General features: G+C 66.1%; 19 protein-coding genes. 14 read left to right on the top strand and 5 right to left on the bottom strand.

The window, feature by feature from the left end:
• Window positions 1–9: 9 nt before the first annotated feature.
• Window positions 10–801, bottom strand: a complete 792-nt coding sequence (locus V7787_RS37565; protein WP_336092694.1) for a DODA-type extradiol aromatic ring-opening family dioxygenase — start codon at window positions 799–801, stop codon at window positions 10–12.
• Window positions 802–1,030: 229 nt separating this feature from the next.
• Between V7787_RS37565 and V7787_RS37560 the strand changes: the two genes are divergently transcribed.
• The 7 genes from V7787_RS37560 (at window position 1,031) to V7787_RS37530 (ending at window position 8,876) form a co-directional block, all read left to right on the top strand.
• Entirely contained in the window at window positions 1,031–2,488 is a 1,458-nt protein-coding gene (locus V7787_RS37560) for a bifunctional 2-methylcitrate dehydratase/aconitate hydratase (protein WP_336092692.1), read from the top strand.
• Window positions 2,489–2,741: 253 nt separating this feature from the next.
• Window positions 2,742–3,821, top strand: a complete 1,080-nt coding sequence (locus V7787_RS37555) for an OmpA family protein (protein ID WP_336092690.1) — start codon at window positions 2,742–2,744, stop codon at window positions 3,819–3,821.
• 416 nt (window positions 3,822–4,237) lie between these two features.
• Window positions 4,238–5,317, top strand: a complete 1,080-nt coding sequence (locus V7787_RS37550) for an OmpA family protein (RefSeq protein ID WP_336092689.1) — start codon at window positions 4,238–4,240, stop codon at window positions 5,315–5,317.
• 357 nt (window positions 5,318–5,674) lie between these two features.
• Window positions 5,675–6,208 carry a hypothetical protein gene (locus V7787_RS37545; RefSeq protein ID WP_336092687.1) on the top strand — a complete coding sequence of 178 codons (534 nt, stop codon included), beginning with the start codon at window positions 5,675–5,677 and terminating at the stop codon, window positions 6,206–6,208.
• Window positions 6,209–6,567: 359 nt separating this feature from the next.
• A complete protein-coding gene (locus V7787_RS37540; protein WP_336092684.1) occupies window positions 6,568–7,305 on the top strand; it encodes a pseudouridine synthase in 738 nt (245 codons plus the stop codon).
• Between the two features lie 437 nt (window positions 7,306–7,742).
• Entirely contained in the window at window positions 7,743–8,282 is a 540-nt protein-coding gene (locus V7787_RS37535; RefSeq protein ID WP_336092683.1) for a hypothetical protein, read from the top strand.
• A 63-nt stretch (window positions 8,283–8,345) separates the two neighbouring features.
• A complete protein-coding gene (locus tag V7787_RS37530; protein WP_336092680.1) occupies window positions 8,346–8,876 on the top strand; it encodes a hypothetical protein in 531 nt (176 codons plus the stop codon).
• Between the two features lie 49 nt (window positions 8,877–8,925).
• On the opposite strand, the gene kbl is transcribed toward V7787_RS37530, so the two are convergent.
• Window positions 8,926–10,119, bottom strand: a complete 1,194-nt coding sequence (gene kbl / locus V7787_RS37525) for a glycine C-acetyltransferase (RefSeq protein WP_336092677.1) — start codon at window positions 10,117–10,119, stop codon at window positions 8,926–8,928.
• Window positions 10,120–10,334: 215 nt separating this feature from the next.
• On the bottom strand, window positions 10,335–11,369 hold the full coding sequence (gene tdh, locus V7787_RS37520) for an L-threonine 3-dehydrogenase (RefSeq protein WP_336092674.1): 1,035 nt from the start codon (window positions 11,367–11,369) through the stop codon (window positions 10,335–10,337).
• Window positions 11,370–11,517: 148 nt separating this feature from the next.
• Here tdh and V7787_RS37515 point away from each other — a divergent pair, with 148 nt between their 5' ends.
• The 3 genes from V7787_RS37515 to V7787_RS37505 all read left to right on the top strand — a co-directional run bounded on the left by V7787_RS37515 (window position 11,518) and on the right by V7787_RS37505 (window position 18,500).
• The gene (locus V7787_RS37515) at window positions 11,518–13,671 is read left to right on the top strand and encodes a S46 family peptidase (RefSeq protein ID WP_336092673.1); all 2,154 of its coding nucleotides are present in this window, start codon (window positions 11,518–11,520) and stop codon (window positions 13,669–13,671) included.
• 195 nt (window positions 13,672–13,866) lie between these two features.
• Window positions 13,867–16,044 carry a S46 family peptidase gene (locus V7787_RS37510; protein ID WP_336092671.1) on the top strand — a complete coding sequence of 726 codons (2,178 nt, stop codon included), beginning with the start codon at window positions 13,867–13,869 and terminating at the stop codon, window positions 16,042–16,044.
• Window positions 16,045–16,322: 278 nt separating this feature from the next.
• A complete protein-coding gene (locus V7787_RS37505; RefSeq protein WP_336092669.1) occupies window positions 16,323–18,500 on the top strand; it encodes a S46 family peptidase in 2,178 nt (725 codons plus the stop codon).
• A 109-nt stretch (window positions 18,501–18,609) separates the two neighbouring features.
• On the opposite strand, the gene V7787_RS37500 is transcribed toward V7787_RS37505, so the two are convergent.
• Together V7787_RS37500 and V7787_RS37495 are read right to left on the bottom strand one after the other, a co-directional pair.
• Window positions 18,610–18,843, bottom strand: a complete 234-nt coding sequence (locus V7787_RS37500; RefSeq protein ID WP_336092666.1) for a DUF6289 family protein — start codon at window positions 18,841–18,843, stop codon at window positions 18,610–18,612.
• A 192-nt stretch (window positions 18,844–19,035) separates the two neighbouring features.
• Entirely contained in the window at window positions 19,036–19,263 is a 228-nt protein-coding gene (locus V7787_RS37495) for a hypothetical protein (protein ID WP_336092663.1), read from the bottom strand.
• A gap of 441 nt (window positions 19,264–19,704) precedes the next feature.
• Between V7787_RS37495 and serA the strand changes: the two genes are divergently transcribed.
• From serA to folC, 4 genes are all read left to right on the top strand, one after another.
• Entirely contained in the window at window positions 19,705–21,267 is a 1,563-nt protein-coding gene (serA, locus tag V7787_RS37490) for a phosphoglycerate dehydrogenase (protein ID WP_336092661.1), read from the top strand.
• Window positions 21,268–21,269: 2 nt separating this feature from the next.
• Complete coding sequence (locus V7787_RS37485; RefSeq protein ID WP_336092659.1) at window positions 21,270–21,914, top strand: histidine phosphatase family protein; 645 nt, start codon at window positions 21,270–21,272, stop codon at window positions 21,912–21,914.
• Between the two features lie 85 nt (window positions 21,915–21,999).
• Window positions 22,000–22,677 (top strand): hypothetical protein, encoded by a 678-nt coding sequence (locus tag V7787_RS37480; RefSeq protein ID WP_336092658.1) that lies wholly within the window; start codon window positions 22,000–22,002, stop codon window positions 22,675–22,677.
• A gap of 47 nt (window positions 22,678–22,724) precedes the next feature.
• Window positions 22,725–23,818 (top strand): bifunctional tetrahydrofolate synthase/dihydrofolate synthase (gene folC / locus V7787_RS37475; protein WP_336092655.1); only part of this gene is annotated, 1,094 nt, incomplete at its 3' end.

Genomic DNA, 23,818 nt, shown 5'->3' with positions numbered 1-23,818 from the left:
AGCGGGTCGTCAATCGAACGCGAACGCATCCAACGCCAACGAGCCCATCTCGTGCGAGCGATGGATCGTGCGCACCGTCGGCGCTTCGCCGGCCGCGCCCAGCGCGACGAACAGCGGCATCAGATGTTCGACGGTCGGATGCGCATGCCGCGCGTTCGGCGCCTGCGCCTGCCAATCGAGCAAGGCCTCGCGATCGCCCGCATCCAGCTTCTGGTGCATCCACGCGCTGAACTCCGCCGCCCACGGCGGCATCGGCGCATCGCGATCGCGCCAGTCCAGATCGCCCAGGTTGTGCACGAACCCGCCCGAGCCGATCACCAACACGCCTTCGTCGCGCAACGCCGACAGCGCCTGACCCACGGCGTAGTGCTGCGCCGCCGTGCCGTGCGGCATCACCGACAGCGGCACCACCGGAATGTCGGCGTGCGGGTACATCCGCCGCAGCGGCACCCACACGCCGTGGTCCAGGCCGTGGTTGTCGCGCAGCTTGGGGTTGAGGCCGGCATCGGCCAGCCGCGCGAGGATCTGCTCGGCCAGACGCGGCAAGCCGGGCGCGGGGTACTGGATCTGATACAGCGACTGCGGAAAGCCGCCGAAGTCGTGCACCGTGTGCGGCCGCTCGTGGCCGCCGAGCATCGGCCGGTCGGTCATGAAGTGGGCCGAGGCGATCACGATCGCCCGCGGCCACGGCAGTTGTTGGCCGAGTTGGTCGAGAAAGCGCCCGGCGGGCGAATCCTCGAGCGCCAGCATCGGCGAACCGTGGGAGAGGAATAGCGTCGGCAAGCGGGTAGGGATGTCCATGACCGAAGGGTGATCCTCGGCCGGGCGGATTCCAAGCACGCTCTGGGCGCCGGATCGTTCTGTTGTTGCGATTAATTCGCAACAACGCAACGCATTGTTGAATTTCGCCCCGGCAAAAACGCTATGTGTGATTAGCGCGCCGCCAGCAACCGCGAACCGACGACCCCGCCTGACGCCCTCGGTCTGGCAAAATAGCGGGCTCACTCACCCGTTCGCAGGCCCCGTGCACATGAGCCACTTCGACATCCGTTCGACCGTCCGCCCCGATCCCGACAAGCCGATGGTCGATATCGCCGACTACGTCGCCGACTACAAGATCGACTCGAAAGAGGCCTACGACACCGCCCGCTACATGCTGCTCGACTCGCTGGCCTGCGCCGCGCTGGCGATGGACCACAAGGAATGCCTCAAGCACCTCGGCCCGCTGGTGCCGGGCGCGCAGATGACCGGCGGCGCGCGCGTGCCGTACACCTCGTATGAACTCGACCCGGTCCAGGCCGCCTACAACATCGGCGTGCAGATCCGCTGGCTCGACTTCAACGACACTTGGCTGGCGGCCGAGTGGGGTCACCCGTCCGACAACCTCGGCGCGATCCTCGGCGTGGCCGACTACCTGGGCCGCAAGGCCGAGGCCGAAGGCGGCAAGGCGATGACCGTGCGCGACGTGCTCGGCCACGCGATCAAGGCCCACGAAATCCAGGGCGGCTACGCGCTCAAGAATTCCTTCAACCGGGTCGGCCTGGACCACGTGATCCTGGTCCGCCTGGCTTCGACCGCGGTCGCCACCCAGATGCTGGGCGGCGACAAGGACGCGATCGTCACCGCGGTCTCGCACTCCTGGATCGACAACGGCGTGCTGCGCACCTACCGCCACGCGCCGAACACCGGCCCGCGCAAGAGCTGGGCCGCCGGCGACGCCTGCCGCCGCGCCGTCACCCACGCGCTCAACGCGGTCAAGGGCGTGGTCGGTTACCCGAGCGCGCTGTCGGTCAAGACCTGGGGCTTCTACGACATCGCCTTCAAGGGCAAGCAGTTCGAGTTCGAGCGTCCGTTCGGCAGCTACGTGATGGAGAACGTGCTGTTCAAGATCTCCTTCCCGGCCGAGTTCCACGCCCAGACCGCGGTCGAGTGCGCGATGAAGCTGCACGACCAGGTCAAGGACAAGCTCGACCAGATCGAACGGGTGGAACTGGAAACCCAGGAAGCCGGCGTGCGCATCATCGACAAGACCGGCCCGCTGGCCAACTACGCCGACCGCGACCACTGCCTGCAGTACATGGTCGCCGTGCCGCTGATCTTCGGCCGCCTGACCGCCGACGATTACGTCGACGCCGTCGCAAGCGATCCGCGCATCGACGCGCTGCGCGACAAGATGACGGTCAAGGAGAACGAGCAGTTCACCAAGGACTACTTCGACCCCGACAAGCGCTACATCGGCAACTCGGTGCAGGTGTTCTTCAAGGACGGCACGTCCACCGAAAAGGTGTCCATCGACTTCCCGATCGGCCACCGCAAGCGCCGCGCCGAAGGCATCCCGGTGCTGATGGCCAAGTTCGAAGCCGCCGTCCGCGCCAAGCTGCCGGCCGCCCAGGCCGACCGCCTGCTGGCCCTGGCCAACAACCCGGCCGAACTGGAAGCCCTGCCGGTCACCGAGTTCCTGGCGCTGTTCGCTCAGTCGGCCAAGTAAACGGCTGGAAGCGGTCAAATCCGCACCTGAGAAGTGCAGTTCGTTGCTGAACGGACTGCCTTCTCAAACCTGAATGAATCGCGACTCGGTCCCATTATTCATGGAACCGACTCGAATGTTAGACGGTTGTTAACACCGCTTTCACGTTGGCAAACCTACTCTGCGCGGGATGGCGTCAATCAGGCGGCCGTCCTGAACGGTAGAAACCTCGTAGACGCGGTTTCCAAAAATTTTAAGAACCAGGAGCTACAAGATGAATAAGAAACTCCTCTGTGCCGCCCTGCTGGGTGGTCTGAGCCTTGCGCAGGTCGCCAGCGCCCAGGACTTCGATGACCGTTGGTACCTGACCGGCGCCGCCGGCATGAACATCCAGGACAACGACCGCGGCACCCGCAACGCTCCGTTCGGTGCGATCGGCCTGGGTAAGTTCCTGAACAAGAACTGGTCGCTGGACGGTGAGCTGAACTATCAGAACCCGAAGTTCGACGTGAACCAGGACGCCAACTGGAGCCAGTACGGCATCTCGCTGGACCTGCGTCGCCACTTCGTGACCGACGGCCGCAACTGGAACCCGTACATCCTGATGGGCCTGGGCTACCAGCGTTCGGAAGAGGAGTACCTGCTCCCGTCGCTGCTGTCGCCGGGCAACCGTAAGGACGGCAACTTCGCCGCCAAGGTCGGCGTGGGTATCCAGGGCGACCTGGGCCGCGTCGGCATCCGTACCGAACTGGCGTACCGCGCCGACTTCGACGACACCAGCGTTGCTGCTCCGCAGGAAGACTGGTTCGGCGACGTGCTGGCCTCGGTCGGCATCGTGGTGCCGCTGGGTCCGGAACCCGTCGCTGCCGTGGCTCCGGCCCCGGTGGTGGAAGCCGGTTGCGCCGATAAGGACGACGACGGCGACGGCGTGAACAACTGCGACGACAAGTGCCCGGGTTCGCAGGCTGGCCAGACCATCGGTCCGGACGGCTGCCCGGTCCCGGTCACCATCGACCTGAAGGGCGTGAACTTCGACTTCGACAAGGCGACCCTGCGTCCGGACGCCGTGGCGATCCTGAGCGAAGCCGCCCAGATCCTCGGCCGTTACCCGGACCTGAAGGTCGAAGTCGCCGGTCACACCGACCTGTGCGGTAAGGACGCGTACAACCAGAAGCTGTCGGAGCGTCGCGCCAAGGCCGCGTACGACTACCTGACCAGCAACGGTGTCGACGCCAGCCGTCTGACCGGTCCGATCGGCTACGGCGAGAGCCGTCCGCTCGAGAACACCCCGCAGACCTTCCCGGCCTGCAAGAGCGAAAAGAACCGCCGCACCGAGCTCAACGTCCAGAACTGATCGGACGCAGCGGCACCTGTGGACCGCTCAGGCGGTCCGCAGCGCAACAAAACCTGAAGCCCGGCCTGGTGCCGGGCTTCTTTTTGTGTTGCAGCCGCGAGCGTAATCATTATCGAAAATAAGACTTCCGCCGCATTTTGTTTCCGAATACCGACCGTTCGTCGGCCGAATCGGAACTCAGTGGGCGGAGCGGGTATGTAGGCGTTACACACAAAACAGTTCGCAGCCCGGCCTGAACTACGTTAAGTGGTATTAACAAACTTCTTGACCGTGTATGATCCCCCCGCCAGTGACCGCGGCGCATGGCTTTGCCAGTGCTGAAAGTGTCTCTGTCATAAGAGTCAGCGCCGCAGAAGACTGTCCCGATCACACAGTCCCGATCACCCCCCGTTCCGATCGATCTGAAGGAGTTACAAATGAAGATTCGTATGTTGAGCACCGCTTTGCTTGCGGGCTTGGCTTTTTCGCAGGTTGCCAGCGCGCAGGATTTCGATGACCGTTGGTACCTGACCGGCGCCGCCGGCATGAACATCCAGGACAACGACCGCGGCACCCGCAACGCTCCGTTCGGTGCGATCGGCCTGGGTAAGTTCCTGAACAAGAACTGGTCGCTGGACGGTGAGCTGAACTATCAGAACCCGAAGTTCGACGTGAACCAGGACGCCAACTGGAGCCAGTACGGCATCTCGCTGGACCTGCGTCGCCACTTCGTGACCGACGGCCGCAACTGGAACCCGTACATCCTGATGGGCCTGGGCTACCAGCGTTCGGAAGAGGAGTACCTGCTCCCGTCGCTGCTGTCGCCGGGCAACCGTAAGGACGGCAACTTCGCCGCCAAGGTCGGCGTGGGTATCCAGGGCGACCTGGGCCGCGTCGGCATCCGTACCGAACTGGCGTACCGCGCCGACTTCGACGACAGCAGCGTTGCTGCTCCGCAGGAAGACTGGTTCGGCGACGTGCTGGCTTCGGTCGGCATCGTGGTGCCGCTGGGTCCGGAACCCGTCGCTGCCGTGGCTCCGGCTCCGATCGTGGAAGCCGGTTGCGCCGATAAGGACGACGACGGCGACGGCGTGAACAACTGCGACGACAAGTGCCCGGGTTCGCAGGCTGGCCAGACCATCGGTCCGGACGGCTGCCCGGTCCCGGTCGCGATCGACCTGAAGGGCGTGAACTTCGACTTCGACAAGGCGACCCTGCGTGCCGACTCGGTGGCGATCCTCAACGAGGCCGCCGAGATCCTGAAGCGCAACCCGACCCTGCGCGCCGAAGTCGCCGGTCACACCGACCTGTGCGGTAAGGACGAGTACAACCAGAAGCTGTCCGAGCGTCGCGCCAAGGCCGTGTACGACTACCTGACCAGCAACGGCGTCGACGCCGCTCGCCTGTCGGGCCCGGTCGGCTACGGCGAGAGCCGTCCGCTCGAGCCGACCCCGCAGACCTTCCCGGCCTGCAAGAGCGAAAAGAACCGCCGCACCGAGCTCAGCGTCCAGAACTAATCGGACGCAGCGGCAACTGTGGATCGCTTCGGCGATCCGCAGCGCAACAGATCAGAAGCCCGGCCTGGTGCCGGGCTTCTTTTTTGGCTGGGTTTTGCCGGCCTGTGCGTTGTTTCGCTTGCGGCACCGGCAGCGCAAGCGTGCCCAGGCTTCGCGCGCGCCCAGGCCCGCTGACGGACGGTTGCGCCAACGCCCGCGCAGGCTTGCGCCCGTTAACGAAGCGCGTTCATAAGAATTACCGATAAGCATCTGATTTTGCGGGTTGTCCGATCTGTTCGGCGCGCCTACACTGGCGCGCATCGTTAAAAACACGCGCGCCGGCTCTGGCTTTCGCGCCGAACATTGGAGAGAGAGCCCATGCGCCGATTGCTTGCCGCCACGTCGTTGATCCTGATCGCCGGAGCGGCGCAGGCGCAGGGCACTACCGCCAACTGCGCGGCCTTGACCGCGGCGCGTGCGCAGCCGGTCCAGCCGACCCTGATCGCGCCGGTGTCGCCGGAGTTGGTTGCGCCCTCGCATCAGCTCGGCGCGCCCACCGGGGTGCTGTCGCAGGCGCTGGACGAAGCGCTGTCGGTCGACCAGGTGCTGCTGCGCATCCGTCTGGACGGCTGCAACGTGGCCAAGGCCACGCCGGCGTCCACCGGCATGCCCTCGGCCAACGATCCGGCCGCCTACAAGCCCAAGACCGAGTTCGACAACACGCCCTGGCGCTTCGACATGAGCCAGGGCGGCAAGCGCATGACCGCCGACGAATTCAGCGCCTGGATGAAGGCCAAGGGCGTGCGCGTGGCCAAGGGCGCCGCCGGCACCGCCGCGCCGGCCGCTGCCGAACCGGCTCCGGCCGCTCCGGCTCCGGCGCCCGCGCCGGCCGAGCAGAAGAAAAAGAAGTAATCCCGCGCAGTGCGCGACGCAGACGGCCGTGAGCGATGCTCGCGGCCGTTTTGTTTTGCGCCGTCGCCGTGGTTGGAATATCGACAGCCCTGCGCGCCGGGATATGGTTTCGACCGATTGCGATAATGCGCGGTGCGTGGGCCAAGGGCGCGGTTTGGAATGTTCGCGCCCAGGCTTGATTGTCGGATGGGCGATGCGCGCGGCGCCGGATGCTTCAACGCGTTAACGCATTGAATATGCGGCGGCGCGCGGATGGTTCCGGTCGGATGATTGGAATCGGGTAATCCGCACGCACGATTCGAGTCGCGCTTGGCCGCGACGATGCCGCCGAAGTTTCTCCATTTCCAGGACCGCGCCGCTTGAACAAACCACCGCCCCGACATGGCCTGGCCCGCGTGCTGTCCAAGCAAGGCGTGTGCTCGCGCAGCGAAGCGGCGAAATGGATCGCTGCCGGTCGGGTCTCGGTCGACGGGCGGATCGTGCGCGATCCGGAGTTTCCGATCGTCCAGGGCCGCCATCGCATTCACATCGACGGCCGCCTGCCCGATGCCGCGCCGCGCCTGTACCTGATGCTGAACAAGCCGCGCGGGCTGGTGACCACGGTCCAGGACGAACGCGGCCGCGACACCGTCTACCGCTGCTTCGACGGCGCCAGCATCGACGGCGCGCCGTTGCCGTGGCTGGCGCCGGTCGGGCGCCTGGACAAGGCCAGCGAAGGCCTGCTGCTGTTCTGCAACGACCCGCAGTGGGCCGCCGGCATCGCCGACCCGGACCGCGGGCCGGACAAGACCTATCACGTGCAGATCGACGCCATTCCCAGCGCCGAGCAACTGGCCGCGCTGCAGGCCGGCATCGTCGAAGACGGCGAGCCGCTGCGGGCCAAGTCCGCGCTGCTGCTGCGCAGCGGCGAGAAGAACGCGTGGCTGGAGATCGTGCTCGACGAAGGCCGCAACCGGCAGATCCGGCGTCTGCTGGCGGCGCTGGATCTGAACGTGCTGCGTTTGATCCGGGTGGCGATCGGTTCGCTGGCGCTGGGCGATTTGGCCAAGGGGCAGTGGCGGGTGTTGAGCGAAGAGGATTTGCGGCGCTTGCAGTAACCCGGTTCGGGCCGGGCGATCCAGGCCGGCGAGTCGGGCCGGATATGTGCCTGCGCGAGTAATGCCCTGCGCCCCATGAGCGCGAACGCAGCCGAGCGAGCGACATGAACCGGCTGAACATCGATGCATGGCATATGAAATGCATCTCACGCGCCGCGCGCCGAGCATTGCAGCGATCGCGCGAGGACACGGATCGAACTTGGACCGGCATAACAGTCGCGGCCGCAGCGCCGAGGTAGATTGCGCGAATCGGGCCTGTCGGATCAGGCCGCAAGCGTGGACCCCGCCCAGCGCGAGCATCGGTCCACGCATCACAAGGAGGTGCGCCGCCCGCCGGACCGGGCCGTTGGTTGGATTCGAAACCTTCCCCCTGTGCCGCACATGCGCGCGTGTATGCGTGCGTTGCAGGCGCATCGCTCATTCGAGGAGCCATCCCCATGCCCCATACGATCACATCGTCGCTTGCGCTCGCGCGCACGGCCCCGAAGTCAGTCGCGTTTCTTGGTTTGCGCGCAGTCTGGTTGACCCTGCTGTTGCTGATCAGCCAAGGTGCCTGGGCCGAGCCGGCCGCGGCCGATCGCGCCCTGGGCGCGGCCAAGCAGGAATACCGCGTGCTCAAGCTGCAGCATTCCATCGGCAAGCAACATGTGCAGACCGGGCAATGGGGCGCGGCGACCAGTTCGTTCCTCGCCGCGCGAATCAGCGCGATCAAGATGTCGAATCAGCTGAGTCAGCTGTATCAGGAAAACGTCGACAGCTTCCAGCGTGGTTTGTACCGCGACGGGGTCAGCCAGCAGAAGGCGATCGACCACACCCGCGTCGCCGGCAACAACAGCAAGGTGCTCGAAGTCCGACTGCAGATGCTCAGCCAGCAGCCGTCGTTGCAGCAGAATCAGATCGCGGTGGAAGTCGAGCTGGTCAAGCTCGACCACTCGATGCTGCTGCTAGAGCAGGCGATGATCGCGGCGCAGCAGTAACTCGCGACACAAGCGGCGCGCGCGTCGCCGCCAGGAATTGCGCTCATTCAAGGAGAAACCACGATGTCCCACGCAATCGCACTTCCCGCCGCGTCCCGCCGTCAGGCGGCTGCGTTCGCGGCCTTACGCATGTTGATGTTGTCGCTGTTGATGCTGCTCAGCCATGGCGCCTGGGCCGATCCGGCTGCCGCGAATCAAGCGTTGACGGTCTCCAAGCAGAATTTCGCCCTGCTCAAGCAGAACTACACGGTCGCCAAGATGCAGGTGCAGGCCGGTCAGCCGAACGCGGCGATAGTTTCGTTCACTCTGGCCAAGGCGCAGGCGGCGCAAATGGGCTCGAATCTGATCCGGCTGTTGAACGAGAACAAACACAGCTTGGAGAACGGGCTTTATCTGAATCACAGCGCGCAAGAAAACGCGGTCCAGTACAGCTCCATCGCCAAGAACAGCGCGCAATTGCTGCAAACCAGGTTGGCGATTCTGTCGATCCAGCCGGGCTCACAGGTGGATTTGATCATGGCCGATCAGGCCTTGGCCAAGCTGACCTTCGATATGACCCGTCTGGAGCAGGAGATGATTGCGGCGCAGCAGTAACCATGCGCCAGCGGGCGACGGTTGCCGTCGCCCGCTTTTTGCTGCGTCTTCAGGCCTTGATCACACCGAGCTCGCGGCCGATCTTGATGAACGCGTCGATCGCGCGATCCAGGTGCTCGCGCGTGTGCGCGGCCGACATCTGGGTGCGGATGCGCGCTTGCCCCTGCGGCACCACCGGGAAGAAGAAGCCGATCGCGTAGATGCCTTCTTCGAGCAGGCGCGCGGCGAACTTCTGCGCCAGCGGTGCGTCGTACAGCATCACCGGGCTGATCGGATGCACGCCCGGCTTCACGTCGAAACCGGCCTGGGTCATGCGCTCGCGGAAGTAGGCGGTGTTCTCCGCCAACCGATCGCGCAGATCCCCGGCCGCCGACAACATCTCGAACGCCTTGATCCCGGCCGCGACCACATGCGGCGGCAGCGAGTTCGAGAACAGGTACGGCCGCGAACGCTGACGCAACAGCTCGATCACTTCCTTCTTGGCGGTGGTGAAACCGCCCAGCGCGCCGCCCATGGCCTTGCCGAGGGTGCCGGTGAAGATGTCGATCTTGTCCATCACGCCCTTGACCTCGGCCGAACCGCGGCCGGCCTGGCCGAGGAAGCCGGTGGCATGGCATTCGTCGATATGCACCAGCGCGCCGTACTTTTTCGCCAGCGCGGTGATTTCATCGAGCGGGGCGATGAAGCCGTCCATCGAGAACACGCCGTCGCTGGTGATCAGCTTGGTCTTGCAGCCGGCGGCGTCGGCCGCCTGCAACTGCTTCTCCAGATCGGCCATGTCGCAGTTGGCGTAACGGAAGCGCTTGGCCTTGCACAGGCGCACGCCGTCGATGATCGAAGCGTGGTTGAGCGCGTCGGAGATGATCGCGTCGTTCTCGCCCAGCAGCGGCTCGAACAAGCCGCCGTTGGCGTCGAAGCAGGCGGCGTACAGGATCGTGTCTTCGGTGCCGAAGAAATCGGCGATGGTCTTTTCCAGTTGCTTGTGCAGGTCCTGGGTGCCGCAGATGAAGCGCACCGAGGCCATGCCGAAGCCGTGGGTATCGAGCGCGTCCTTGGCCGCCTGGATGATGTCCGGATGATCGGCCAGGCCCAGGTAGTTGTTGGCGCAGAAGTTCAGCACCGTGCGGCCGTCTTCGAGCTGGATCTCGGCCGACTGCGGGCTGGTGATGACGCGCTCGGACTTGAACAGGCCTTGCGCGCGGATTTCGTCGAGGGTGTCGGCGTAGTGCTGGGTCAGGGACATGGGGGGGGGCGGGTTCGTTGGCGGTGGGAGGGCGGGCGGGCGAGAAGTGAGCGCAGAGGAGTGAGGAGTGAGCGGAAGCGAGGAGCCGTAGCTCACTGCTTGCTCCTCCGCGCTCACTCCTGCTTTCAATCGAGAAGTGAGCGCAGAGAAGTGAGGAGTGAGCGGAAGCCAGGAGCCGTAGCTCACTGCTCACTCCTCCACACTCACTCCTGCTTTCAGTTCCAGCTAAGTACGACCTTGCCCGCCTTGCCTGCTTCCATCAGGTCGAAACCCTTCTGGAATTCGTCGATCGGCAACTGATGGGTCAGCACCTTGCCGAGCGGGAAGCCCGACAGCACCAGCTGGGTCATCTTGTACCAGGTCTCGTACATCTTGCGGCCGTAGATGCCGTGCAGGGTCAGGCCCTTGAAGATGATCTTGTCCCAGTCCGCGCCGGCGCCCTTGGGCATGATCCCGAGCATCGCGATCTTGCCGCCGTGGTACATGCAATCGAGCATGTCGTTGAACGCGCGCGGGTTGCCGCTCATTTCCAGGCCGACGTCGAAGCCTTCCATGTGCAGGTCGGCCATCACGTCCTTGAGCGACTGGTTGGCGACGTTGACCACGCGGGTCGCGCCCATGTCGGCGGCGAGCTTGAGGCGGAAGTCGTTGACGTCGGTGACCACCACGTTGCGCGCGCCGATGTGCTTGCAGATGCCGGCGGCGATGATGCCGATCGGGCCGGCGCCGGTGATCAGCACGTCTTCGCCGACCACGTCGAACTCCAGTGCGCAGTGCGCGGCGTTGCCGTACGGGTCGAAGAACGCGGCCAGTTCGCTCGGGATCTGGTCCGGGATCGGCCACAGATTGCTGGCCGGCATGACGATGTATTCGGCGAACGCGCCGTTGCGGTTGACGCCGATGCCGGTGGTGTTGGGGCACAGGTGCTGACGGCCGCCGCGGCAGTTGCGGCAATGGCCGCAGACGATGTGGCCTTCGGCCGACACGCGCTGGCCGGGACGGTACCCGACCACGCCGGGGCCGAGGTCGACGACGCGGCCGACGAATTCATGGCCGATCACCAGGCCGGGCTTGATCGTGCGCTGGCTCCAGTCGTCCCACAGGTAAATGTGCAGGTCGGTGCCGCAGATCGCGGTCTTTTCCAGCTTGATCAGGACCTCGTTCGGGCCGGGCACCGGCACCGGAACTTCTTCCATCCAGATGCCCTTGCCGGCTTCGCGCTTGACCAGGGCTTTCATCGTTTGCGTCATGGGACTCGATACCTGTGGGCCGCGGCCGGGCCGGGCGGGAAAGAAGGCCGAATTATACGCGCTCGCTTCCGGCCGGGCCGGCGCCGGGGTTTGCCCGGGCCGGGCGGCTTGGCCTATCGTCGCGGCTTCCTCGCCGTTCGGTACGACCATGCGCCCCCGTGTGTTAGCCTTGTCCCTGGCGCTGTGCGCCACCGCCGCCCAGGCCGATGAAGGCATGTGGATGCCTTCGCAATTGCCCGACATCGCGCGTCAGTTGCGCGCGGCCGGATTCAAGGGCAATCCCGCCGATCTGGCCGAGTTGACCCGCGCGCCGATGAATGCGGTGGTCAAGGTCGGCGGCGCCACCGGTTCGTTCGTGTCCGGCGACGGGCTGGTGTTGACCAATCACCACGTCGCGTTCGGGGTGATCCAGTACAACGCCAAGCCCGAACGCGATCTGATCGCCAACGGCTACGTCGCCGCCGACCGCGCCGCCGAGCTGCCGGCCAATCCGGATTTCCGGGTGCTGGTGACCACCGGTTTCGACAAGGTCACCGACCGCATCCTGGCCGATGCGCGCGGCAAGAAAGGCCGCGCCTATTTCGACGCGGTTGAAACCGCAAGCAAGGCGATGGTGGCCGAATGCGAACGCGAAGCCGGTTATCGCTGCAGCGTGGCCAACATGTACTACGGCTCCGACTTCTACCTGATCCGGCAGTTGGAGCTGCGCGACATCCGCCTGGTGTACGCGCCGCCCAACAGCATCGGCAACTACGGCGATGAGATCGACAACTTCGTCTGGCCGCGCCACAGCGGCGATTTCACCTTGCTGCGCGCCTACGTCGGCCGCGACGGCAAGCCGGCCGATTACTCGCCCGACAACGTGCCTTACGCGCCGCCGGGCCATCTGCAGATTTCCACCGACCCGGTGCGCGAAGGCGATTACGCCATGCTCGCCGGTTATCCGGGCACCACCTTCCGCCATCGCATGGCTTCCGAATTCGCCCAGCAGATCCAGTGGCAACTGCCGTCGCGGGTGGCGCTGTACGCGGACATGATCAAGACCATCGACGCGGCCAGCGCCGGCGATGCCGAGGCCAAGGTGCGTTACGCGGCGCAGGTCGCCGGGTTCAAGAACACGCTCAAGCGCGCTCAGGGCGAACTGGACGGATTGCGCCGCAGCGATGCCGGCGCGGTGCGTCGCGCCGATGAGGCGGCGATGTTGGCGTGGCTGGGCAAACAAGCCGATGCCAAGGCGATCCGCAGCGATATCGACGCGGCGCAGAAAGTGTTGGATGAGGGCGCGGCGACGCGCGAGCGCGATCAGTTGCTCACCGCGATCCGCACCCAGCCGCAGTTGCTCAACGCCGCGCTGACCGTGCAGCGGCTGGCGCGCGAGCGCGGCAAGCCCGACGCCGAGCGCGAATCGGGTTATCAGCAGCGCGATGAGGGCTTGATCGTCGGCAAGCTCAAGCAGGTCCAGCGCCGTTACGCGCCGGCGGTGGAAAAGGCGCTGCTGCTGGAATTGCTGAGCCAGTACAAGGCGCTGCCCAAGGCCGCGCGCGTGGCCGAGTTCGAGCAAGTGTTCCCCGGCGAAGACCGCGCGACGTTGCAGCGCGGGCTCGATGCCTTGTACGCCGGCACCGGGCTCGGCGATGAAGCCACCCGCCTGCAGACGATGAAGTCCGATGCCGCGGCCCTGGCGGCCTCGCCGGACAGCCTGCTCAAGGCCGCGGCCACGCTGCTGCCGGCGGTGCTGCGGATCGAGGAAGAAAGCAAAACCCGCGAAGGCGAATTGCTGCGTCTGCGTCCGGCCTACATGCGCGCGCTGATCGCGTATCGGCAGTCGCAGGGCCGGGCGGTGTATCCGGACGCGAACTCGACCTTGCGGGTCAGCTTCGGCGCGGTCAGCGCGATGGACCCGCGCGACGGCGTGCGTTATCGCCCGCTGACCACCGTGCAGGGCATCGTCGAAAAACACACCGGCGTCAAACCGTTCGACGCGCCGCAAGCCTTGCGCGAGGCGATCGCCAAGGGCGATTTCGGCAGCACCGCCGATCCGGAGCTGAAGACCCAGACGGTGGATTTCCTGACCAACCTGGATACCACCGGCGGCAATTCCGGCTCGCCGGTGCTCGACGCCAACGGCAAGTTGATCGGCCTGAATTTCGACAGCAACTGGGAAGCGGTGAGCGCCAGCTGGATGTTCGATCCGCGCTACAAGCGCGCGATCCACGTCGACATGCGCTACCTGCGCTGGTTGCTGGCCAAGGTCTATCCGGCGCCGCATCTGCTGCGGGAAATGCAGCTGCCGGCGGAGTGAGCCGGCCCGGGCGGGGCGGCCGCAGCGCCGGCGGCCCCGCGCATTCATCCGGCCGGATCTGTGCGGGTGGTGGCGAAAGCCTCGAAATTCAGGGTTCGGTCCCGCTGCAACCCGGGCCCGCGGCCTGCGCCCCGGTCCGGATCGGCTAGACTTTCAGACCGTTTGACCGTCATTCCATCTCGTAAGGGGAACACGATGCGCTACACCGTATTGGCCGCCGCGCTCGCGGCAGGGACGCTGGGGCTGGGTGCTGCGACCACGGCAGGCGCCGTCGAAGGCATGTGGGTGCCGCAGCAGTTGCCGGAAATTTCCGCGCCGCTGAAGAAGGCCGGGCTCAAGCTCAACGCCAAGCAGTTGGCCGATCTGACCGGCGACCCGATGGGCGCGGTGGTCTCGCTGGGCGGCTGCACCGCCAGCTTCGTTTCCCCGCGCGGGCTGGTGGTGACCAATCACCACTGCGCTTACGGCGCGATCCAGCTCAACTCCACCGCGCAGAAGAATCTGATGCGCGACGGCTTCAACGCCGCCACCGCCGAAGAAGAAGTCTCGGCCGGTCCGGCCTCGCGCATCTACGTGCTCGATTCGATTCAGGACGTCACCGCCCAGGTCAAGGCGGCGATCGACGACGCGGTCGAGCCGATCGACCGCACCCACGCGCTGGAAGCGATCGACAAGCGCCTGGTCGCCCAGTGCGAAGCCGAAGCCGGTTACAGCTGCGAGCTGTACAGCTTCTTCGGCGGCGGCACCTACCGTCTGTTCCGCCGCATCGAGATCCAGGACGTGCGCCTGGTGTACGCGCCTCCGGGCAGCGTCGGCAACTACGGCGGCGAAGTCGACAACTGGATGTGGCCGCGCCACACCGGCGATTTCTCCTTCTACCGCGCCTACGTCGGCAAGGACGGCAAGCCGGCGGCGTATTCGAAAGACAACGTGCCGTATCAGCCCAAGCGCCATCTGAAGATCGCCGACAAGCCGCTGGGCGACGGCGATTTCGTCATGGTCGCCGGTTATCCGGGCAGCACCAGCCGTTACGCGCTGGCCAGCGATTTCGACGCGACCGAGAGCTGGACCTACCCGACCACCGCGGCGCACGACAAGAAGCTGATCGCGCTGATCGAGGAAACCTCGAAGAAAGATCCGGAGATCGGGGTCAAGTACGCCAGCACCGTGCGCGGCATGCAGAACCGGATGAAGAACTACGAAGGCCAGCTGGAAGGCTTCAAGCGCATCGGCGTGGCGCAGAAGAAGAGCGCCGACGAAGCCGCGGTGCTGGAATGGCTGGGCAAGCGCGGCGAGCAGGGCGCCGCGGCGCTGGCCGCGCACGAGAAGCTGGAAGCGATCGGCCAGGCCGCCATCGCCCACCGCGAGCGCGACATGGCGTTCGCGCAGTTCCGCCGCACCGGCGTGATCTCGGCGGCGCACGCGCTGTACCGCTTGTCGGTGGAGCGCGCCAAGCCCGATGCCGAGCGCGAAGAAGGCTATCAGCAGCGCGATCTGCCCAAGATCAAGGGCGCGCTGGAACAGATGGACCGCCGCTACGATCCGCGCATGGATCGCGAGCTGCAGACCTACTGGCTGCGCGAGTACGTCAAGCTGCCGGCCGGCGAGCGCATCGCCGAACTCGACCGTTGGCTCGGCGGTTCCGATGAGAAAGCGATCAAGCGCGGTCTGGACAAGCTGGCCAAGACCAAGCTCGGCAACGGCAAGGAGCGTCTGGCGCTGATGACCGCCGATCGCGCGAGTCTGGACAAGAGCAAGGATCCGGCGATTCAGCTGGTCAAGGCCTTGTTCCCGGCGGTGCTGCGTCTGGAGCAGGACGCCAAGACCATCCAGGGCGAAACCCTCATCGCGCGTCCGACCTATCTGCAGGGCGTGATCGACTACCGCAAGAGCAAGAAGCAGTCGGTGTACCCGGACGCCAACTCGACCCTGCGCATCACCTTCGGCAACGTCAAGGCTTACACCAAGCTCGACGGCAGCAAGCAGGTCTCGTTCACCAAGCTGGAAGAAGTCGCGGCCAAGGCCACCGGCCAGGAGCCGTTCGACGCGCCGGCCAACTTGCTGGAAGCCATCGCCGACAAGCGTTACGGCGGTCTGGCCGACAAGCGCCTGAAGACGGTGCCGGTGAACTTCCTTTCCGATCTGGACATCACCGGCGGCAACTCGGGCTCGCCCGTGCTCGACGGCGAGGGCAAGCTGGTCGGTCTGGCGTTCGACGGCAATTGGGAATCGGTGGCTTCCAACTGGCTGTTCGATCCGACCATGACCCGGATGATCGCGGTCGATCAGCGCTACATGCGCTGGATCATGCAAGAGGTCTATCCGGCGCCGCAGTTGCTGATCGAACTGGGCGTGCCGGCCAAGCAGAAGTAAGCCGGTCCGCAGGCGCTAAACCGAAAAGCCAGCCGCGCGAGCGGCTGGCTTTTTTGTTTGCGGCGTCGGCCGGTTCGTCGGCAGTCGCCGACGCACGCGCGCTAACGAATTTTTAGCGTTATCGAACGGGCGCGAAGCAAAACCTGAGCGCAAAGCGACCGCTGACGCCCGCACGCCGTTTTCGCCATGGCGCTCACAGATTTCCCCGGGCTAGACTCGACCTCCCGCGGACCCAGGACGTTTTGATGCGATATACGGCGCTGGCCAGAGCGATGGCCATGACAGGGACGTTGCTGTGCGCACTGATCTGGCTGGAACCCGCGCGGGCGGTGGAAGGCCTGTGGACGCCGCAGCAACTGCCCGAGTTGGCCTCGGCGCTTAAGCAATCCGGTCTGCGCGCGACTCCCAAGCAACTGACCCAGTGGGCCGATCCCAAGGGCGATCCGCTCGGCGCGGTGGTGCCGCTGGGCGGATGCACGGCCAGTTTCGTTTCGTCCAAGGGCTTGTTGCTGACCAATCACCATTGCGCGCTCGGCGCGATCGCGCTCAATTCCACCGCGCAGCGCAATCTGTTGCGCGACGGTTTCAAGACCGGCACCAACAACGAAGAAGTCTCGGCCGGGCCCAACGCGCGCATCTATGTGCTCGATTCGGTGCAGGACGTCACCGCCAAGGTCCAGGCCGCGCTGAGCGGCGCGGCCGACCCGATGGCGCGGATCCTGGCGCTGGACGCGCTGGAGAAACAACTGGTCGGCGAATGCGAAAAACAAGCCGGCTACGGCTGCCGCTTGTACAGCTACCTCGGCGGCAACCGCTACGAATTGCAGCGCAGCGTGGAAATCCGCGATCTGCGCCTGGTGTACGCGCCGCCGGAAAGCATCGGCAACTTCGGCGGCGAAAGCGAAAACTGGATGTGGCCGCGCCACACCGGCGATTTCGCCTTCTATCGCGCCTACGTCGGCAAGGACGGCAAGCCGGCGCCGTATGCGATCGACAACGTGCCGTATCAGCCCAAGCGCTGGCTCAAGATCGCCGACAAACCGTTGGGCGCGGGCGATTTCGTCATGCTCGCCGGGTTTCCCTCGCTGACCAACCGCTACGCGATGGCCGACGATTTCCAGGCCAACGCCGAGTGGACCTATCCCACCGTCGCCGCGCACTACAAGCGGCTGGCCGCGCTGGTGGAAGCCGAAAGCCGCAAGAATCCGCAGATCGCCAGCAAGTACGCCAGCACCTTGCGCGGCTGGCAGGGTGCGGCGAAGAACTACGAAAGCCAGATCGAGAGCTTCAACCGCGCCGGCACCGCCCAGATCAAACGCAACGAAGAAACCGAGCTGCTGGAATGGCTGCGCGGCAAGGGCGCGGCCGGGCAGGCGGCGCTGGCCGCGCATGCGCGTCTGGTCGAACTGGGCCAGCAGGCGCGCGCCGAGCGCGATCGCGATCTGGTGCTGGGGCAATTGGCGGCGACCGGTTCGTTGTGGGGCGCCACTCAGTTGTATCGCGCGGCGATCGAACGGGCCAAGCCCGATGCGCAGCGCGAAGCCGGTTATCGCGACCGCGACCGCGGCTCGTTCGAGAACGGCCTCAAGCAGATGGACCGGCGCACCGATCCGCGCATGGACCGGCAGTTGCAGAATTATTGGCTGCACGAATACGTCAAGCTGCCCAAGGAACATCGGGTCGAAGCCTTGGACAAATGGCTGGAAGGCGACGACGAAAAAGCGATCAAGCGGGTCCTGGACCGGATCGCGAAATCGCGCTTCAACAATCCCGAACAGCGCGCCAATTGGCTCAACGCCGATCGCGCCGGCTTCGAACAAAGCAAGGACGCGAGCAAGGACGGGGCGATGTCGTTCGCGGTCGCGGCGATGCCGACCTTGTTGCAGATGGAGCAGGAAATCCGCACCCGCGCCGGCGAAACCCTGAGCGTGCGGCCGGTGTATCTGAAAGCCCTGGCCGATTTCCGCAAGAGCGTCGGCCGGGTCGCCTATCCCGACGCCAACGGTTCGCTGCGCATCGGTTACGGCACCGTCACCGCCTACACCAAGAGCAACGGTGCGCAGCAATTGCCGTTCACCCGGGTCGACGAAATCGCCGCGCGCAACACCGGTACCGCGCCGTTCAATGCGCCGCAGGCCTTGTTGAGCGCGGTCCAGGCCAAGCGCTTCGGTGCGGCCTTGACCGACAAGCGGCTGGAATCGGTGCCGGTGAACTTCCTCGCCGACCTGGACATCAGCGGCGGCAATTCCGGCTCGCCGGTGCTGGACGGGCAGGGCAAGCTGGCCGGCATCGTGTTCGACAACAACTGGGAGTCGGTGAGTTCCAGCTGGTTGTTCGATCCGGCCGCCACCCGCACGATTTCGGTCGATCAGCGTTATTTCCGCTGGGTCATGCAGGAAGTGTTTCCGGCGCCGCGATTGCTGGCGGAGATGGGCGTGCCGGCTTCGGGCAAATAGCCGACTCGCGCACAGGCAGCAACGACAACGGGCCGGCAGCGATGCCGGCCCGTTGCGTATTCGCGCGGCGCATGGCGCTGCGCCGCGGTTTGGATCGGATCGAATCGGATCAGTCGCGCGGCGGCGGACAGATCATGTGGCCGCTGCTGTAGCGTGCGGTGCGCACGCCCGACTCGGTCAGCACGCCGTCGCAGCTGAGCTGCGCCGAGCCGACTTCATTGCCGGCGGCGTCGTAGTAGAAATAGAACTCGCCGATTTCGTCCGGACCCGGCGGGCGGGCGAGGGCGACGGTGGCGACGAGGGCGGCGGCGAGGCCGATACCGGCAACGAAAGACTTACGCATGGCGAACTCCTGAATTCTTCAACATGGCGAAAGGCGCGTCCGGCGCGACCGATGCGGCGCGTCGGCGCGGAAGGTGCGTTGAATGGCGCGATGCGTTGCGCGGCGGCCGTCGCTCACGACCGCAACCAAGCGCATCGAACCGATGTCGCATGAAGCGTCATCCCGGCGCGGCCGCGAACGGCCGCGCGCCGATCACGGTTCCGGATCGCAGATGTAATAGCCGACGCCGTAATCCTTGGTCGGACGGCCCCAGGCGGTGCGGGTGCCGTCGCATTGGATCGAGGATTGGCCGGACACCGAACCGTCGGTGTTGTAGTAGGTGTAGATCTCGCCAGGACCGGTCGGACCGGGCGCGGCGATGGCGACGCCGACCGCGGCGATCGCCGCCAGGCCGAGCGCGAGAGCGAATTTCTTGCGCATGATGAGGTTCTCTCTTCGATGGTGCCGGCAGATCGCCGGCGCAACGAAACTAGGCTTCGTCGATCGATTACTCATCTGACAACTAACACCTGAACGTATCTTTGTGACGGTGGCCGGAATTGACGCCGTGGGAATCGGGATTCGCGTCAAGCTAAGCGACAGCTTCGGGACAAGCGGTCCAATGCGGCCGAATCCGCATCGTCGATCCGCGCTTGTTGCCAAGCCCGCCCGCGCTGGCTTACCCTTCTCGGGCAGTCGCGGATTCCCATGCCAGCCGGCCCCGTCTCCCGACCCGTGTCAGATGCCGCTCCCACGCGGCGCCGCTTTCGGCGGTCTCGCCCCGTTCATCGGGCCCGAGATCCCCACCGACAGCGATCTACCCGTAGTGCCGGCTCGCAAGCGTCTCCCCGTCTGATCCCTCACGACCTGGAGCTTGCGACGATGAAAGTACTGGCCTGCGATGGCATTCACGAAGACGGTTTGGCCCTGTTCCGCGATGCGGGCTGGGAAGTCGTCGTATCCGATCCGATCAAAGAACCCGCCGCGCTCGCCGCCGCGCTCAAGGGCGTGGATGCGGTGCTGGTGCGTTCGGCCACCAAGGTGCCGGCCGAAGCCTTGGCCGATGCCGCGCAATTGCGGGTGATCGGCCGCGCCGGCGCCGGCGTGGACACCATCGACGTGGAAGCCGCCACCGAGCGCGGCATCGCGGTGATGAACGCGCCCGACGGCAACACCCTGGCCGCGGCCGAGCAGGCGATCTCGCTGCTGTTCGCGCTGGCCCGCCACATCCCGCGCGCCGACGCCGGCATGAAGGCCGGCGAATGGCCGAAGGCCGGGCTCACCGGTTTCGAACTGGAAGGCAAGAAGCTCGGCGTGATCGGCCTGGGCCGGATCGGCGGTACGGTCGCGCGCAAGGCCCAGGGCATCGGCATGGAAGTGGCCGCGCACGACCCGTTCCTGCCCGCGTCCGCCGCCGGCAAGGGCAGCGTGCCGCTGAAGACGCTGGAGGAATTGCTGGCCTGGGCCGACGTGGTCACCCTGCATATCCCGCGCACCAAGGAAACCACCAACCTGCTGTCGGAAGCGAGCATGCGCTCGATGAAGAAGGGCGCGTACCTGATCAACGCCGCGCGCGGCGGGCTGGTCGATGAAACCGCGCTGCTGCGGTTGATCGAAGAAGGCCATATCGCCGGCGCCGCGCTCGACACCTTCGTCACCGAACCGCTGCCGGCCGATTCGCCGCTGCGCGCCAATCCCAAGCTGATCCTGACCCCGCACCTGGGCGCGTCGACCAGCGAAGCGCAGCAAGCCGTCAGCACCATCCTGGCGCGCCAGATCATCGACTTCGTCGCCACCGGCGCGGTCGCCGGCTGCGTCAACCTGCCGCCGCTGACCGCCGAAGCCGCGCGCGAAGTCGGCCCGTGGATGCCGCTGATGTCCTCGCTCGGCCGCCTCGCCGCGCGCCTGGTGCCGGCGCCGACGCGTCTGGAAATCACCTACGCCGGCCGCACCGAGGCGCTGGACACGCGGCCGCTGTCGCGTTTGCTGGTGGCCGCGTTGCTGGGCACCGCGTCGGGCCGGGTCACTCCGGTGAACGCGTTGCAGGAAGCCGCCGGACGCGGCCTGGTGGTGTCGGAAACCCTCGGCGGCGACGGCGACGGTTTCGACCGCCTGCTCAAGCTGCGGGTGATCGGCGAGAACCGCACCCGCGAAATCGAAGCGACCTTGCATCGCGGCCCGCGCGTGGTCCGCCTGGACGGGGTGGAAATCGAATTCGATCCGCAGGCGCACGTGCTGCTGCTGCGCAACGAAGACCGTCCCGGCATGATCGGCGTGGTCGGCTCCACCCTCGGTGCGGCCGGCGTCAACATCATCAACTTCGCCCTCGGCGCGGCCGGCGACGGCCAGGCGCGCGCGGCGATCACGGTCGACCGTCCGGTCAACGACGAACAACTCGCCGCCTTGCGCGCGACCCCCGGCATCCTTTCGTTGGCGCAGGTGTAAGCATGCGAATCTTGTTAGCCCGTCACGGCGAAACCCCGTGGAATGCCGAAGGCCGCTACCAGGGCCAGGAAGACATCGCGCTGTCGCCGGTCGGCGAAACCCAGGCGCGCGCGCTCGGCGTGCGTCTGCGCGAAGTGCCGATCACCCGCGCGGTGGCTTCGCCGCTGTCGCGCGCGCGCCGCACCGCCGAGCTCGCGCTCGGCGAAGAACGCGCCTCGATGCTCAAGCTCGATCCGGGCCTGATGGAGATCGCCCACGGCACCTGGGAAGGCCTGCTCGCCAGCGAAATCCGCGAGCGCGACGGCGACCGCCTGCGCGCCTGGCGCGACACCCCGCATGAAGTGCTGATGCCCGGCGGCGAATCGATCGTGCACGTGCTCGACCGCGCCTGGCCCGCGTTCGCGCGCGCTTGCGAGGGTTTGAAGGACGACGACACGCTGCTGGTGGTCGCGCACGATGCGGTCAACCGGGTGCTGCTGTGCAAGGTGCTGGGGATTCCGCTGGCCAAGCTGTGGACCTTCCGCCAGGCGCCGACCACGCTGAATCTGCTCGAAGGCGACAGCGTCGATCGCCTGGAGGTGGTGCGGCTCAACGATTGCAGCCATCACACCGCGTTGTTCGGCGAGGCGGTGCATCGGGCGTTGTGAGCGCTGGAGCAGGGCGGTAAGTTGCACCGGCCAGCCTGGTTCCCGTGCGGCCGCCTCGGCGGTCGGCCGGCCTGTCTGGATGCCCGTGTCGGCTGTCGCCGGCGCGGGCATCGGCGCAATCGAATCGGCTAAGGAGCGCGCGAGCAGGATGCAATCGACAAGCGAAGATCGCGGCGTGGGCGAGGCCGATCGGCCGATCGTCGATCCCGGCAGGCGCCTGATGCTCGCCGTCGCCCTGCTGGCGACCTCCTCGAGCGCATGGGGGCACGCGATCGAGCCGGTGTTCCTGCCGGCGAACAATTCCGCGCAAGTGCTGGTGGCCTTCGCGCTGGCGTTGGCGACGGCGGCGGTATCGATCTGGCTGTTGTCCCTGACTCCGCTGCGAGAGCCGCTCTATCGGGAAGGTCGCGGGCTCAAGGGCAATCCGCTTTGGATCTTCGTAATGCTGGCGATAGTGGGCGTTCATTTTTTTACCTCGGTGCCGTCGATGCTGACGGGCAAATACGGCGAGCCGTTCGCGCAGGTGGAAATCCTGCACTCCGTCCCCGTGCCGCGCAAAAACAGCAAGTGCCTGCGGGTGTTTCGCGGCGCGCTGCTGACCAGGCAATACGCCCGGTTTTGCATGCCCGCGCAGTTGCACGGACCTGACGCGGATATCAAGCAGCCCTATCGCATCAGCGGCCTGCGTTCTTCCTTGGGCATGCTGATTCAGGATGTCGAGCTGGCCCAAGCGCAGCCCGATCCGGCCAAGCAGGCGCCGTAGCCGTCCGGCGCCGTCACCGGGCGCGATGGATCGGCGACAATAGGCGCATGCAAACCCGCACTCTGGCCGACTGGCTCTCCCACATCGAACGCATCCACCCCAAGTCCATCGACATGGGGCTGGAGCGCATCCGCGAAGTCTCCAAGCGCCTGGGCCTCAAGCGCCCGGGCAAGAAGGTGGTGACCGTCGGCGGCACCAACGGCAAGGGCTCGACGGTGGCGTTCATCGAAGCCATCGCCCGCGCCGGCGGCAAGAAGGTCGGCGCTTACACCTCGCCGCATTTGCTGGCCTACAACGAGCGCATCCGCATCGACGGCGCCGACGCGGCCGATGCCGACATCGTCGCCGCGTTCCAGGCCATCGAGGCGGCCCGCGGCGAAGTCGTGCTGACCTATTTCGAGTACGGCACCTTGGCCGCGTTGTGGCTGTTCGAGCGGGCCAAGCTGGATCTGGCGATCCTGGAAGTCGGCCTGGGCGGGCGTTTGGATGCGACCAACATCGTCGATCCCGACGTGGCGGTGATCACCACCGTCGATCTGGACCATCAGGATTACCTCGGCGACGACCGCGAAAGCATCGGTTTCGAGAAGGCCGGCATCGCCCGCGCGTTCAAGCCGCTGGTGCTCGGCGACGACGATCCGCCCTCGAGCGTGCTGCGTCATGCCTATGAGATCGGCGCTTCGGCGGTGCGCGCGGGCTGCGATTTCTTCTTCGCTCCCACCGAAGTGGACGGGAATTGGCGCTGGCGCGAAGTCAATTACGCGGTAGACCTCCCAGCCCCCCAACTCGCCGCCCCCGTACAAATGCGCAACGCCGCAGTAGCCATCGCCGCCCTGCGCGCGCTCGGCAAATCGCCCACCCGTCAGGAAATGGCCCAAGGCGTCAGCGCCGCCCGCGTGGCCGGACGCTTGCAGCGGTTCGAGCGCGGCGAGATCGAAGTGCTGGTCGATGTCGGCCACAACCCGCAGGCCGCACGCGAATTGGCCGCGTGGCTGGCCGCGCAGCCGGCGCGGCGCACCCACGCGGTGTTCGCCGCGCTCGGCGACAAGGACGCGCCCGGCGTGGTCGCGGCGCTGGCCGAGCGCATCGACGCCTGGCATCTGGCCGGACTGGCCGACAGCGGCCCGCGCGGGGTGAATGT

The sequence above is a fragment of the Pseudomonas sp. CGJS7 genome, assembly GCF_036961695.1.
Note: the sequence above shows the minus strand (reverse complement) of the source record. Positions and strands in the feature narration are given on the sequence as shown.

Bases quoted from the DNA above. Each gene is read 5' to 3' on its own strand.
- V7787_RS37485 (WP_336092659.1), top strand. From the start codon at position 21,270: ATGCGAATCTTGTTAGCCCGTCACGGCGAAACCCCGTGGAATGCCGAA.
- V7787_RS37505 (WP_336092669.1), top strand. From the start codon at position 16,323: ATGACAGGGACGTTGCTGTGCGCACTGATCTGGCTGGAACCCGCGCGG.
- V7787_RS37500 (WP_336092666.1), bottom strand. From the start codon at position 18,843: ATGCGTAAGTCTTTCGTTGCCGGTATCGGCCTCGCCGCCGCCCTCGTC.
- V7787_RS37560 (WP_336092692.1), top strand. From the start codon at position 1,031: ATGAGCCACTTCGACATCCGTTCGACCGTCCGCCCCGATCCCGACAAG.
- V7787_RS37495 (WP_336092663.1), bottom strand. From the start codon at position 19,263: ATGCGCAAGAAATTCGCTCTCGCGCTCGGCCTGGCGGCGATCGCCGCG.
- V7787_RS37515 (WP_336092673.1), top strand. From the start codon at position 11,518: ATGCGCCCCCGTGTGTTAGCCTTGTCCCTGGCGCTGTGCGCCACCGCC.
- V7787_RS37550 (WP_336092689.1), top strand. From the start codon at position 4,238: ATGAAGATTCGTATGTTGAGCACCGCTTTGCTTGCGGGCTTGGCTTTT.
- V7787_RS37555 (WP_336092690.1), top strand. From the start codon at position 2,742: ATGAATAAGAAACTCCTCTGTGCCGCCCTGCTGGGTGGTCTGAGCCTT.
- V7787_RS37530 (WP_336092680.1), top strand. From the start codon at position 8,346: ATGTCCCACGCAATCGCACTTCCCGCCGCGTCCCGCCGTCAGGCGGCT.
- V7787_RS37545 (WP_336092687.1), top strand. From the start codon at position 5,675: ATGCGCCGATTGCTTGCCGCCACGTCGTTGATCCTGATCGCCGGAGCG.
- V7787_RS37535 (WP_336092683.1), top strand. From the start codon at position 7,743: ATGCCCCATACGATCACATCGTCGCTTGCGCTCGCGCGCACGGCCCCG.
- serA (WP_336092661.1), top strand. From the start codon at position 19,705: ATGAAAGTACTGGCCTGCGATGGCATTCACGAAGACGGTTTGGCCCTG.
- kbl (WP_336092677.1), bottom strand. From the start codon at position 10,119: ATGTCCCTGACCCAGCACTACGCCGACACCCTCGACGAAATCCGCGCG.
- tdh (WP_336092674.1), bottom strand. From the start codon at position 11,369: ATGACGCAAACGATGAAAGCCCTGGTCAAGCGCGAAGCCGGCAAGGGC.
- V7787_RS37565 (WP_336092694.1), bottom strand. From the start codon at position 801: ATGGACATCCCTACCCGCTTGCCGACGCTATTCCTCTCCCACGGTTCG.
- V7787_RS37510 (WP_336092671.1), top strand. From the start codon at position 13,867: ATGCGCTACACCGTATTGGCCGCCGCGCTCGCGGCAGGGACGCTGGGG.